Consider the following 12,694-nt stretch of genomic DNA (forward strand, 5'->3'; position numbering starts at 1 on the left):
TTACGCGGCCTCTCCGTTGACACCGGCCATCAAAAGGCCCAGTTCCTTTTCATCGGTTCGGCCCGGCAGACGCTCGCCCATGATTTGGCCGTCAAACATCACCGCGATCCGGTCGGCCAAGCCAAAGATCTCTTCCAACTCGACGCTGACCAACAGGATCGCTTTGCCCTGATCGCGCAGCGCGACGATTTGTTTGTGAATGAATTCAATGGCCCCGATATCCACGCCGCGTGTGGGCTGGCCCACCAGCAACAGGTCGGGATTGCGCTCGATTTCCCGCGCCACGACGACTTTCTGCTGATTGCCGCCGCTGAAGTTCTTGGCCGCCAGCCACGGATCCGGCGGGCGGACATCGAATTTTTCCATTTTGGCCTCGGTATCCGCGCGCAAGACGGCATTGTTCATCAGCGGGCCAGAGCGATAGGCCGGGTCGCGATGATACCCGAATGCGACGTTTTCCCAGGCGTGGAACTCCATGATCAGCCCTTCGCGCTGACGGTCTTCGGGGACATGTGCGATGTGTTGTGCGCGTCGGGCTTGCCCGTCCGCATCGGGGCCGGACAGGGCCAGGGGGACTCCGTTCAGACGGATGCTTCCGGTGCCGGGACGCATTCCGCCCAGCACTTCCAACAGTTCAGACTGCCCGTTCCCGGCGACCCCGGCAATGCCCAGAATCTCGCCCGCGCGCACCGTCAGATCGATGCCCTTGAGCCGCTCGACACCCTTGTCGTCAACCACATGCAGGTTCTCGATCTGCAGGACCGCCTTGCCCGGTGTGGCCGGTACCTTGTCGACCCGCAACAGCACCTTGCGACCGACCATCAGTTCGGCCAGATGCTCGGGGCCGGTTTCGCTGGTCTTGACCGTCGCTGTCATCTGTCCGCGCCGCATCACGCTGACGGTGTCTGTGGTGTCCATGATCTCGCGCAGCTTGTGGGTGATCAGGATGATGGTTTTACCCTCTTCGCGCAGCCGATGCAGGATACGGAACAACTGATCGGCCTCAGCCGGGGTCAGCACACCGGTGGGCTCGTCCAGGATCAGGATATCGGCCTGCCGATACAGCGCCTTGAGAATTTCGACACGCTGCTGCATGCCAACACCGATCTCTTCGATCCGCGCATCCGGGTCGACGTTCAACCCGTATTCCTGCGCCAGATCAATCAGACTCGCGCGGGCCTTGGCCAGACTGGGCTTCAACAGCCGGCCGTCCTCGGCACCGAGGATAATGTTTTCCAGAACGGTGAAATTCTCGACCAGCTTGAAATGCTGAAACACCATGCCGATACCGGCCGCAATGGCGGCCTGGCTGTCGGGGATTTCCGTCTTCTTGCCCGCGATAAAAATCTCGCCCGCGTCGGCCCTGTAAAACCCATACAGGATGCTCATCAAGGTCGACTTGCCGGCGCCATTTTCACCAATGATGCCATGGATCGTTCCGGGCATCACGCGGATGGAAATATCCTTGTTGGCCTGTACGGGTCCAAACGCCTTGGAGATCCCGCGCAGTTCAATCGCCGGGGCGGCGGTGGTCGGCCGCCCCGTATCGTCTTGCATTCCCACCGTCAGAAGCTCAGGTCCGGGCAGCTGTCGTTCTCATAATAGCTGACGACCTTGGTGTCGCCATCGATAATGCTCTGGCGGGCGGCATCGACGGCGGCTTTCATCTCGTCGGTCAGCAGGGCTTCGTTGTTTTCGTCCACGGCATAGCCGACTCCGTCTTCGGCCAGACCCAGAACGAACACGCCGGTTTCCACGTCCGTACCGGCCTTCATGGCGTCATACACGGCCACGTCGACGCGTTTGAGCATCGAGGTCAGCACCTTGCCCGGGTGCAGGTGGTTCTGGTTGCTGTCGACACCGATGGACAGAATACCTTCGTCAGCAGCGGTTTGCAGAACGCCCACGCCGGTGCCGCCCGCAGCGGCATAGATCACATCCGCGCCCTGGCTGATCTGTGCCTTGGTCAGTTCGGATCCCTTAACCGGGTCGTTCCAGGCTGCGGGGGTGGTGCCGGTCATGTTGGCAATGATCGTCGCATCCGGGTTCGCCGCCTTGACGCCCTGTGCAAAACCGCAGCCAAAGTGGCGGATCAACGGCACGTCCATGCCACCGATGAAGCCGACCGTGCCGGTCTTGCTGGCCATTGCCGCCAACATGCCGACCAGGTACGATCCTTCGTGTTCTGCAAATCCGACCTGACGGATGTTCGCAGCGTCCAGCCATGTCACATCGATCACGACAAATTTGGTATCGGGGTAATCCGGCGCAACCGAACTGAGCGGGTCAGCCATGCCAAAGCCCATGGTGATCACCGGATTTGCTCCGGCCTCGGCAAAGCGGCGCAGGGCCTGTTCGCGCTGCGCTTCGGATTGCATCTCGATTTCGCGAAAGCTGCCACCGGTTTCGTCGGCCCAGCGTTGCGCGCCGTTGAATGCAGCCTCGTTGAAGGATTTGTCGAACTTGCCGCCCAAATCAAAGATCAGCGCCGGTTCAGCCAGGGCCGCGCCCGCTGTCAGCGCGAGGCCGGCGGCTGCACCCATCAGGGATTTCATTAGAGTCATGTAGAGTCTCCCGGTTGGTTTTTGTGTTTGGGGCCATCGGAAAGTCCCGTTGGCCCGGTCCGTGGGCAATTCTGCCGCGATGGGATAAATAAGGACGCAGGCCGTGCTAAGGGTCAACCGATTTTTATCTGCCGGGTCCGGGATTTGCGCGGCCGCCGTCAGGGCAGGGCACGCGCCATCAGGATGGCGTCGACCGGATCGCCGGTTTCTCGGGCATAATACCCGACACGCTGTCCGCAGCGATCATAGCCGCAAGCGGCATAGAGCGACCGCGCCGCCCGGTTGTCGGCCGCCACGTCCAGAAAAGCGCGTGTTGCCCCCAGTTTCACCGCCGCAGACTGCCATCGCTCCATACAAGCGCGGGCCAGGCCCTGGCGCTGGGCGTCGGGAAGGGTGGCGATGGTCAGCAGTTCGGCCTCGTCCGCAATCACCCGGATCAGGGCAAAACAGCGGCTGTCGCCAAAGACGTGGCAAAACCGGTTGTCCAGAAGGGTCGCGAATTCCTCTGCGCTCCAGGGTCTGGCGGTTCTGAACGCCGCCGCATGGGTGGTTGCCAGGTCTTGCGGAGTCATCAGTCCAGCAAGACCGGAGGCAGATCGCGGGACGGGGCCGCATCCGCGGCGCGGGCATAAAGCGGGGCCGGTGGGTGTGTGGTCGTGCGCCAGCGGGTGGCGGCCACGCGGGCGATTGCCTCGGCCAAGCCTTGCGGGCTGGGGTCCGCGACAAGACGGCGCTGTGCCAGGCCTTCGGCCTCGGCCAGCGGCATCAGCCGGGGCATTGCCGTCGGATCGCCGGGCGTACACAGGTACACTTGGTCGCGCGGTGCCGGAATGGCATGATCCGCCGCCGGATCCAGCAGCCTGCGCGCCTCGCATCCGGTAACGCCGACGGCCGGAATCTCCAGGCCCAGCGCCAGCCCCCGGGCCGCCGAAACCGCAATCCGGATGCCGGTGAAATTGCCCGGGCCGACCCCGACTCCGATGGCGTCAAGGTCGCCCCAGACATGCCGGCCCTCGGAAAGGATCTCTTCGAGCAGCGGCATCAGGCTTTCGGCCTGGCCCCGCTGCATCGGCACGCACCGGGCGGCCAGAACCCGGTCACCCAACAGCAAAGCGGCCGCGCAATGCGCGGCCGATGTGTCAAAGCCCAGAATCAGTGCATCAGACGGCAACCGGCCGCACCTCGGTGACTTCGGGAATATAGTGGCGCAACAGGTTTTCGATGCCCATTTTCAGGGTCAGCGTCGAAGACGGGCATCCGGCGCAGGCCCCCTGCATGTGCAGATAGACAACGCCGCGCTCAAAGCCGTGAAACGTGATGTCGCCGCCATCCTGTGCCACGGCGGGACGCACACGACTGTCCAGAAGCTCTTTGATCTGATTGACGATTTCGGCGTCTTCACCGCTGTGTTCCGCATGGCCCGAAGCGGCGGTGCTGCCGTCGTCCATCGCCGGTTGACCGGATTGGTAATGCTCCATGACCGCGCCCAGAATGGCGGGTTTGATGTGGTCCCATTCGATCCCGTCCTGTTTGGTGACGGTGACGAAATCATTGCCGAAGAAGACGCCGCACACCCCATCGACCGCAAAGATGCGCCGGGCCAGCGGCGACTTTTCTGCGGTGTCGGGTGCGGGAAAATCAGCAGTGCCAGCAGCGAGCACAGTCTGTCCGGGCAGAAATTTCAGTGTCGCGGGGTTCGGAGTCGATTCCGTCTGTATGAACATCTGAGATGCGCCTTTCTTGCTTTGCAACACTATATGAGCCCGCGACCCTCTAAGGTCAAGGATTGGAATGATTCTAAGATTTGTCACCTGGGCCGGGCCGGTATGGGCCGGTGTGGACAAGAACAGGTCGTATGCGCGGCAAAATGTGATCGCGCGGCGCGCCGATTCAGGTGATCGCTTCCAGCTTTTCCTTGCTCAGATCGCCGGGCACGATGGTGATCGGAATCGGCAGGGACCCCGAGGTCCGGGTCAGTTGCGACACCAGCGGGCCGGGGCCTTTCTTGTCGACACCCGCACCCAGAACCAGAACGCCGATTTCGGGGTCGTCCTTGATCTGAGCGATGATCTCGGCAACCGCCTCGCCTTCGCGGATCACCAGTTCGGGGTCGATTCCCTGACGGTCGCGCATCCATTTGGCGAAGACCTCGAAATGGACATGAATGCGTTCACGGGCCTCTTCGCGCATCACTTCGCCGACGCCGATCCAGTGGTTGAACTCATCCGGTGGAATGATCGACAGGATCGCCACGCCACCGCCGGTATGGGCGGCGCGCATGGCGGCAAAACGCATTGCGTTCAGACATTCTCGGCTGTCGTCCAGGACGACAAGAAACTTGCGCATGGCGGTTCTTTCCTTTTGCGGCACAATCATGCCGCAGCCGTATCGTACTGGCAATGATTTAGACGCCTCAGGCTGCTGCGGCCGCTTCGGACGCGGCCCAGTCCCAATACATGTCGCGCAGACGCCGGGTGAACGGGCCGATCTGGTATTGCCTGTCGTCAAGGGCGGTGACAGGGGTGATCTTGGACATGTTGCCGGTCATGAACACTTCGTCTGCGGTGGCAAAATCGTCAAAGCCCAGCACCGTTTCATGCACCGTGACCCCGTCGGCGGCCAGGTTGGAGATGTGGCGCGCGCGGGTGATCCCGGCAAGAAAAGTGCCATTGGGAATCGGGGTAAGAACCTCGCCATCGCGGATCATGAAGATGTTGGCGGTCGCGGTTTCCGCCACATTGCCCATCGCATCGGCCACCAGTGCGTTGCTAAACCCCTTGCTGCGCGCTTCGGCTAACATCCTGGCATTGTTGGGATAAAGACAGCCAGCCTTGGCGTTGACCACCGCGTCGTCCATCACCGGACGGCGAAAGCGGGTGCGGGTCAGGGTGGCACTGGCGTCGGGCGGGGCCATCGGGATTTCTTCGAGGCAGATGGCAAAGCCGGTGGTGTCGGGGCTGGGCACGATGGCGGTCAGATCGCCGTCGATGCCCCAGTACATCGGACGGATATAGACGGCGGCATCCTTGGGATAGGCGGCCAGCCCCTCGTGGATGATGGCGGTCATCTCATCGGTCCCGACCGTCGGCGTCAGCATCAGCGCCCTGGCAGACCGGTTGACGCGGGCACAGTGCGGGCGCAGGTCCGGGGCCAGGCCATTGAACATGCGCGCGCCATCGAACACGCCGCTGCCCAGCCACGATCCGTGGTCCGCCGCGCGCATGATCGCGACGTCGCCGTCCTGCCAGGTGCCGTTGAAATAAGTGCGGATATTGCTGCCGGTCGCCATGTGCCAAGTCCTCCTGCGCGCGACCGTAGGCGTGATTAGGTCAGGCGTCCAGACCTTGTGACAACCGGTCGCGCGCAACGTCCGCACCCGGATTTTGCCCGAGGGCCGCGAAACGGCGTTAATCGCCATGGCCGGTGGGAAATCCGCCCGATGGCAACCCGTACATAGCCTGTACATACCGCGTACATAGTACATACGCGCGCATGCCACGATCCCGCTCAACACGGTGTGCGGTGCGAAACCTTAATCAATGGATAACGGCCAACGCCGGGCACGGTTCAGTACATGCCCCAGTACATGCCTATGTCTATCTGTACGGATCGGCCCGCATCGGCATTAATCTGACTCTGACCCGTGCGTCAGAACATCAATGTTTCAACGGGAGGAAACCATGTCTCACAAATATTCCGGCGGTTGCGATCATGTGCATACCCATGCGGATCACGATCCGATCGACAACCATACCTGTCACTGTTCGGTCTGCAAAAGCGTGACTGGTCAGCCGACCACCCATGTCGCCTTTTTCAACCATGACGATGTCGAGGTGGACAATCCCGACGGGCTGAACCGCCAACCGTTCAATGCCAACAACCCGGACGGGCCGCTGGAACTGTGCACCTGCAAGGACTGCGGCACGCCGATCATGCTGGACGACAAGCAGAACCGTATCCGGGTGATCGTGCCCAACCTGATGGGCTATGCGGACTCGTTTCCCGATACCACCTATCACGCCTTTTATGACCCGGCGACCGGGGTTGCGCGCCCAAACGACGGCAAACCGGTGCATGAAGCCCTGCGCCCCGATTTCGTCTGGCCGCAGGGGTCCTGACCACAACGTCCCATTCCGGATGACATAGGGCGCTCCGGCGGCATCGGGGTGCCCGCAGTGTGTCGCGCTGGCGGTATTCGCGCCATGCGGTCCCTGCATGGCGGCATGTCCGTTCTGGCCGTTGTTACCGCTCGCGGTGCGCCTTACCTGAAGCAGATCGAATTATGAGGCTGGCTGGCCGGACTGCGCCACCGCCATCACAGGAATGGATCCACGAAATGACACATGCACTGACACTGCCTTTTGAAGGCCTTGGCCTTGTCCACCGGCTGATCGCCGGTTTCAAAGCCGCACAGGCCCGCCGCGCGGCTTTCAACCGCGCCTATGCCGAGTTGCAGATGCTGAGCGACCGGGAATTGATGGAGTTCGGGTTGCACCGCTCCGATCTGGTCGACCTGGCGCGGGACCAGGCCGAACAGGCCTGACGGCTTCCGTGCACAAGAAGCGCTAGAGCGGTTCGGGGCGGCGATACCGACCGGATTGTTCCCTGTACTCACTTGCGTTCGCGTGGGGGGACGGGCAACAAGGCCGGATATCTTTCGCTTGTTCAGGGGTTCGGAATGCGTTTGTCTTTTTGCTTTGTTTTAGTCTCCGGCGTCGCCTCAATGGTCGTTCCAGCCCCGGCTATTTCCGGCGCAATCGCGGAGGTGACCGTTTCATCCAGTGAAGGCCCCGTTTTTCATGGGGGAGGATGCAGAAAAAGCTCTCCTCCGGGCCAATGCTGTCATATGGATACAAAAAAAGGCAGGGTTCACTGCCACTGAAGCGCGCGCTGGCGAGGTCAGTGCCATGACGGCGCAGACATGGCTTGAACCGCAGGCCATCCGCGTCTATACGCCCCCGGTGGGCTGACGCAGTCCGCACGACTCAGTCTTGAAACGCCGCGTTCGGCCGCTCCCGTCGCTGGGGGTCGCATCCGGCAAAAGGAGAAGCGACATGAAACTGCATGAACTGCGCGATAACGACGGCGCAACCAAGAAACGCAAACGCATTGGCCGTGGTCCGGGTTCGGGAACGGGCAAGACCGGTGGCCGTGGTATCAAAGGTCAGAATTCGCGTTCGGGCGTGGCCATCAACGGCTATGAGGGCGGCCAGATGCCGCTGTACCAGCGTCTGCCCAAGCGTGGCTTTACCAAGCCGAACCGCAAGGCTTTTGCTGTTGTGAACCTGGGCCTGATCCAGAAATTCATCGACGCCAAGAAGATCGACGCCGGCAAGCCGATCACCGAGGATGCGCTGATCGAAAGCGGTCTGGTGCGGCGCAAGCTGGACGGTATCCGGGTGCTGGCCAAGGGCGACATCACCGCCAAGGTCACGCTGGAAGTCACCGGCGCGTCCAAGTCCGCCGTCGAGGCGGTCGAGAAGGCGGGCGGTTCACTGACGGTCACAACTGCGGCTGCCACAGAATAACGGGTTGTGAGCGGTGAGGATGCCGCTTACATAACTCGCAAGTTTTCCCATGACGCCGCCCGAGCCGGAAAACGGTTCCGGGCGGCGTTGTTATAAAAGAGACCCCATTTCATGGTATCAGCAGCAGAACAAATGGCGGCGAATACAAGCTGGGCGTCGCTGGGCAAGGCGACCGACCTGCGTAATCGCATCCTGTTCACCCTCGGCCTTTTGATCGTCTATCGTCTGGGCACCTATATCCCGGTTCCCGGCATCGACGGGCTTGCGCTGCGCGAGTTCATGGAGCAGGCGGGCCAGGGCATCGGCGGCATGGTCAGCATGTTCACCGGCGGCGCGCTGGGCCGGATGGGGATCTTTGCGCTGGGCATCATGCCCTATATTTCGGCCTCGATCATCGTGCAGTTGCTGACCTCGATGGTGCCGGCCCTTGAGCAGCTCAAGAAAGAGGGCGAGCAGGGGCGCAAGAAGATCAACCAATACACCCGGTTCGGCACCGTGGCTCTGGCCACCGTTCAGGCCTATGGCCTGGCGGTGTCGCTGGAAAGCGGCGATCTGGCGACCGATCCGGGCATGTTCTTTCGCATGGCCTGTATGATCACGCTGGTGGGCGGCACCATGTTTTTGATGTGGCTGGGCGAGCAGATCACCGCCCGTGGCATCGGCAACGGTATTTCGCTGATCATCTTTGTCGGCATCATCGCCGAAGTGCCCGCCGCGATCGCTCAGTTCCTGGCCTCGGGCCGGTCGGGCGCGGTCAGCCCGGCGGTGATTGTCGGGGTGATCCTGATGGTGGTCGCGACGATCACCTTTGTGGTGTTTATGGAACGCGCCCTGCGCAAGATCCACATTCAGTACCCGCGCCGCCAGGTCGGCATGAAGGTCTATGACGGCGGCTCCAGCCATCTGCCGGTCAAGGTCAACCCGGCGGGCGTGATTCCGGCGATCTTCGCCAGCTCGCTGCTGCTGTTGCCGGTGACGATCTCGGCGTTCAGCCAGGGAACCGCATCGGGTCCGGTGATGTCGTGGCTGCTGGCCAATTTTGGTCCCGGTCAGCCGCTGTACCTGCTGTTCTTCGTCAGCATGATCGTGTTCTTCGCCTATTTCTATACGTTCAACGTGTCGTTCAAGCCCGATGAGGTGGCCGACAACCTGAAAAACCAGAACGGGTTTGTGCCGGGTATTCGTCCGGGCAAGAAAACGGCGGAATATCTGGAATATGTGGTCAACCGGGTTCTGGTGCTGGGGTCGGCCTATCTGGCGGCTGTCTGTCTGCTGCCGGAAATCCTGCGCGGGCAATTCGCCATTCCGTTCTATTTCGGCGGCACATCGGTGCTGATCGTGGTCAGCGTGACGATGGATACGATCCAGCAGGCGCAGAGCCATCTGTTGGCGCATCAGTATGAAGGTCTGATCGAAAAGTCGCAGCTGCGCGGCAAATCCAAGAAACGCACCAAGCGGGGACCAGCGCGCAGATGAACATCATTCTGTTGGGACCGCCGGGGGCGGGCAAAGGCACCCAGGCCCGTCATCTGGTCGACACCCGCGGCATGGTGCAGCTGAGTACCGGCGACATGCTGCGCGAGGCCAAGGACAGCGGCACCGAGATGGGCCAGCGCGTCGCGGCGGTGATGGCACGCGGCGAATTGGTCACCGACGAGATCGTGATCGGCCTGATCCGCGAAAAGCTGGAGTCCGGTGGCGGGTCGGGGTTCATTTTCGATGGTTTCCCACGCACGCTGGCACAGGCAGATGCCCTGAACGCGCTGTTGCAGTCCACCGGTCACAAGCTCGATGCGGTGATCGAGATGGCGGTGGATGACGCCGCGCTTGTGGCGCGGATCACCGCGCGGTCGACCTGTGGCGCCTGCGGCGAGGTCTATAACGACCTGACCAAACCGCAGCCCGCGGATGGCAAATGCAGCAACTGCGGCGCCAGCGATTTTCGCCGCCGCGCGGATGACAACGAGGACAGCCTGAAAACCCGGCTGATGGAATATTACAAGAAAACCTCGCCGCTGATCGGGTACTATTATGCCAAGGGACAGCTTTTCACCGTTGACGGGCTGGGCGATATCGACGCCGTCCAAAGTGAAATCGCGGGCGTCCTGAAGCAATAGATCCTGTCGGTCGGGCGGTCTCGGGCGGTCGGAGGGACCGCAGGCCAGACCTCAGACGCTTTGTGCACCAGCCGGGCTGGCACGATATCGGCGGATCGCGATAGGCACGGCAAAATAGCCACGCACGACTTCGTTTGTCAAAAGCGGCTCGGGGCAAACAGCCGGTATGAACCCGCCGTGAGCAGGGAAATCTGCGACGTGGGTTTCGTCCCTATGCCGCTGTGGTGCAACGTCTTTGCGGTGTTCGCATCCGGTGGAAAACCAGACACCCCTTGCCGGGATCTGCCATGTCCGATAGCAGAGTCCGCGGCGGATTTTCGGCCCGCGATCACGCTTTTTGCGGGTGCGGCATCCAAGGGGTTGACCTCTGACGTCAATGCCCATATCTCACGCCATCTCGCAAGAGAATCGAATCCGTGCGCCGTCTGTCCTGGCGTGCGGGACCACCTCATGGAATGCTGAGTCCGCTGGCGGCACTGCCAAGGCTAAGCGTTGTGAAAAAAGGGTCTGGCGCTACGGACCCGCAACGAAAAGGAAAGTGACACGTGGCACGTATTGCCGGCGTAAACATCCCGACTGCCAAGCGGGTACCAATCGCCCTGACCTATATCACCGGAATCGGCAACACCACCGCCAAGACCATTTGCGAGGCCGTGGGCATCGACCTGTCCCGTCGCGTCAATGAACTGAGCGACAGCGAAGTTTTGCAGATCCGCGAATACATCGACGCCAATTGCAACGTCGAAGGCGACCTGCGTCGTGAAACGCAGATGAACATCAAGCGTCTGATGGACCTGGGCTGCTATCGCGGTCTGCGTCATCGTCGTAACCTGCCTGTCCGTGGACAGCGGACCCACACCAACGCTCGCACCCGCAAAGGCCCTGCAAAGGCCATTGCCGGCAAGAAGAAATAGGGGGTCTGATCCATGGCACGCGAAAAGACACGCACCAAGAAAAAAGAGCGCAAGAACATCGCCGCCGGTGTGGCGCATGTGAACAGCAGCTTCAACAACACCAAGATCCTGATCTCGGACGTTCAAGGCAACGCGATTGCCTGGTCGTCTGCGGGCACCATGGGCTTTAAGGGATCGCGCAAATCGACCCCCTATGCCGCCCAGATGGCTGCAGAAGATGCGGGCAAAAAGGCCCAGGATCACGGCGTGAAAACGCTGGAAGTCGAAGTGCAGGGTCCCGGTTCGGGCCGCGAGAGTGCGTTGCGCGCGCTGGCGGCTGTCGGGTTCAACATCACTTCGATCCGCGACGTCACGCCGATGGCGCACAACGGTTGCCGCCCACCGAAGCGCCGCCGCGTCTAAGGACTGATTATCGTACTGGGGTCGCGTGTATTCGCACGGCCCCAGTATGGCGTTTGTTGAAACCTCGGGCGCTTGCATCTGATTTGGTCATGGGGTGCACGCAGGAATGGAGGGACACATGATCCACAAAAATTGGGCAGAGCTGATCAAACCGACTCAGCTGGACGTGAAACCGGGTAATGATCCCGCGCGTCAGGCCACCGTCATCGCCGAACCGCTGGAACGCGGCTTTGGCCTGACGCTGGGCAACGCCTTGCGCCGTATCCTGATGAGCAGCCTGCAGGGCGCTGCAATCACCTCGGTACAGATCGACAACGTTCTGCACGAGTTTTCCAGCGTTGCCGGTGTGCGTGAAGACGTGACCGACATCATCCTGAACCTCAAGGGCGTCAGCCTGCGGATGGAAGTCGAAGGCCCCAAGCGCCTGTCGATTCAGGCCAAGGGTCCGGCGGTCGTGACCGCTGGCGACATCTCTGAATCCTCCGGGATCGAGGTTCTGAACCGCGATCACGTCATCTGTCACCTGGACGATGGGGCCGATCTGTTCATCGAACTGACCGTGAACACCGGCAAGGGCTATGTCTCGGCTGAAAAGAACAAGCCCGAGGATGCTCCCATCGGTCTGATCCCGATCGACGCGATCTATTCGCCGGTCAAACGGGTCAGCTATGACGTGCAGCCCACCCGTGAAGGTCAGGTTCTGGACTATGACAAGCTGACAATGAAGATCGTCACCGATGGGTCGCTGACCCCGGACGATGCGGTGGCGTTCGCCGCGCGCATTCTTCAGGATCAGCTGAGCATCTTTGTCAACTTCGACGAGCCGGAAAGCGCGTCGCGTCAGGATGACGATGACGGTCTGGAATTCAACCCGCTGCTGTTGAAGAAGGTCGACGAGCTGGAACTGTCTGTGCGCTCGGCCAACTGTCTGAAGAACGACAACATCGTGTATATCGGCGATCTGATCCAGAAAACCGAAGCCGAAATGCTGCGCACGCCGAACTTTGGCCGCAAGTCCCTGAACGAGATCAAGGAAGTGCTGTCGGGCATGGGGCTGCATCTGGGGATGGATGTCGAAGACTGGCCGCCAGACAACATCGAGGATCTGGCCAAGAAATTCGAAGACGCGTTCTAAGGCGCGTCTTCGCCAATGCCCGCGCAGGCGGGGA

Annotated in this window: 15 protein-coding genes; 8 read left to right on the plus strand and 7 right to left on the minus strand. The window is 61.3% G+C overall.

The genetic code is table 11. The features are described 5' to 3' along the window. The 7 genes from NANH_RS0118080 to NANH_RS0118110 all read right to left on the minus strand — a co-directional run bounded on the left by NANH_RS0118080 (window position 1) and on the right by NANH_RS0118110 (window position 5,853). A complete protein-coding gene (locus NANH_RS0118080; protein ID WP_027263333.1) occupies window positions 1–1,557 on the minus strand; it encodes an ABC transporter ATP-binding protein in 1,557 nt (518 codons plus the stop codon). An 8-nt stretch (window positions 1,558–1,565) separates the two neighbouring features. Beyond that, complete coding sequence (locus NANH_RS0118085) at window positions 1,566–2,564, minus strand: BMP family lipoprotein (protein WP_027263334.1); 999 nt, start codon at window positions 2,562–2,564, stop codon at window positions 1,566–1,568. A 158-nt stretch (window positions 2,565–2,722) separates the two neighbouring features. Next, complete coding sequence (locus NANH_RS0118090) at window positions 2,723–3,136, minus strand: GNAT family N-acetyltransferase (protein WP_027263335.1); 414 nt, start codon at window positions 3,134–3,136, stop codon at window positions 2,723–2,725. After that, window positions 3,136–3,735 carry a tRNA (adenosine(37)-N6)-threonylcarbamoyltransferase complex dimerization subunit type 1 TsaB gene (gene tsaB / locus NANH_RS0118095; protein ID WP_027263336.1) on the minus strand — a complete coding sequence of 200 codons (600 nt, stop codon included), beginning with the start codon at window positions 3,733–3,735 and terminating at the stop codon, window positions 3,136–3,138. The genes NANH_RS0118090 and tsaB overlap by 1 nt, the downstream gene beginning before the upstream one ends. After that, entirely contained in the window at window positions 3,725–4,288 is a 564-nt protein-coding gene (locus NANH_RS0118100) for a NifU family protein (RefSeq protein WP_027263337.1), read from the minus strand. The genes tsaB and NANH_RS0118100 overlap by 11 nt, the downstream gene beginning before the upstream one ends. Before the next feature lie 166 nt (window positions 4,289–4,454). Beyond that, complete coding sequence (locus tag NANH_RS0118105; protein WP_027263338.1) at window positions 4,455–4,910, minus strand: universal stress protein; 456 nt, start codon at window positions 4,908–4,910, stop codon at window positions 4,455–4,457. 67 nt (window positions 4,911–4,977) lie between these two features. After that, complete coding sequence (locus NANH_RS0118110; protein ID WP_027263339.1) at window positions 4,978–5,853, minus strand: branched-chain amino acid aminotransferase; 876 nt, start codon at window positions 5,851–5,853, stop codon at window positions 4,978–4,980. Between the two features lie 391 nt (window positions 5,854–6,244). Here NANH_RS0118110 and NANH_RS0118115 point away from each other — a divergent pair, with 391 nt between their 5' ends. The 8 genes from NANH_RS0118115 to NANH_RS0118155 all read left to right on the plus strand — a co-directional run bounded on the left by NANH_RS0118115 (window position 6,245) and on the right by NANH_RS0118155 (window position 12,660). After that, window positions 6,245–6,682, plus strand: a complete 438-nt coding sequence (locus NANH_RS0118115; protein WP_027263340.1) for a GFA family protein — start codon at window positions 6,245–6,247, stop codon at window positions 6,680–6,682. A 218-nt stretch (window positions 6,683–6,900) separates the two neighbouring features. Then, on the plus strand, window positions 6,901–7,107 hold the full coding sequence (locus tag NANH_RS0118120) for a DUF1127 domain-containing protein (RefSeq protein WP_027263341.1): 207 nt from the start codon (window positions 6,901–6,903) through the stop codon (window positions 7,105–7,107). Window positions 7,108–7,618: 511 nt separating this feature from the next. Continuing rightward, window positions 7,619–8,092 (plus strand): 50S ribosomal protein L15, encoded by a 474-nt coding sequence (gene rplO, locus NANH_RS0118130; protein WP_027263343.1) that lies wholly within the window; start codon window positions 7,619–7,621, stop codon window positions 8,090–8,092. A gap of 111 nt (window positions 8,093–8,203) precedes the next feature. Then, window positions 8,204–9,568, plus strand: a complete 1,365-nt coding sequence (gene secY, locus NANH_RS0118135) for a preprotein translocase subunit SecY (RefSeq protein ID WP_027263344.1) — start codon at window positions 8,204–8,206, stop codon at window positions 9,566–9,568. After that, on the plus strand, window positions 9,565–10,209 hold the full coding sequence (locus tag NANH_RS0118140) for an adenylate kinase (protein WP_027263345.1): 645 nt from the start codon (window positions 9,565–9,567) through the stop codon (window positions 10,207–10,209). Before secY ends, NANH_RS0118140 begins: the two co-directional genes overlap by 4 nt. Window positions 10,210–10,754: 545 nt before the next feature. Then, window positions 10,755–11,123, plus strand: a complete 369-nt coding sequence (rpsM, locus tag NANH_RS0118145; RefSeq protein WP_027263346.1) for a 30S ribosomal protein S13 — start codon at window positions 10,755–10,757, stop codon at window positions 11,121–11,123. A gap of 12 nt (window positions 11,124–11,135) precedes the next feature. Further along, window positions 11,136–11,525 carry a 30S ribosomal protein S11 gene (rpsK, locus tag NANH_RS0118150; protein WP_027263347.1) on the plus strand — a complete coding sequence of 130 codons (390 nt, stop codon included), beginning with the start codon at window positions 11,136–11,138 and terminating at the stop codon, window positions 11,523–11,525. A 118-nt stretch (window positions 11,526–11,643) separates the two neighbouring features. Continuing rightward, window positions 11,644–12,660 carry a DNA-directed RNA polymerase subunit alpha gene (locus NANH_RS0118155; RefSeq protein ID WP_027263348.1) on the plus strand — a complete coding sequence of 339 codons (1,017 nt, stop codon included), beginning with the start codon at window positions 11,644–11,646 and terminating at the stop codon, window positions 12,658–12,660. The last annotated feature ends 34 nt before the right edge of the window (window positions 12,661–12,694 follow it).

It is taken from the genome of Sedimentitalea nanhaiensis DSM 24252 (assembly GCF_000473225.1).
Classification (GTDB): Bacteria; Pseudomonadota; Alphaproteobacteria; order Rhodobacterales; family Rhodobacteraceae; genus Sedimentitalea; species Sedimentitalea nanhaiensis.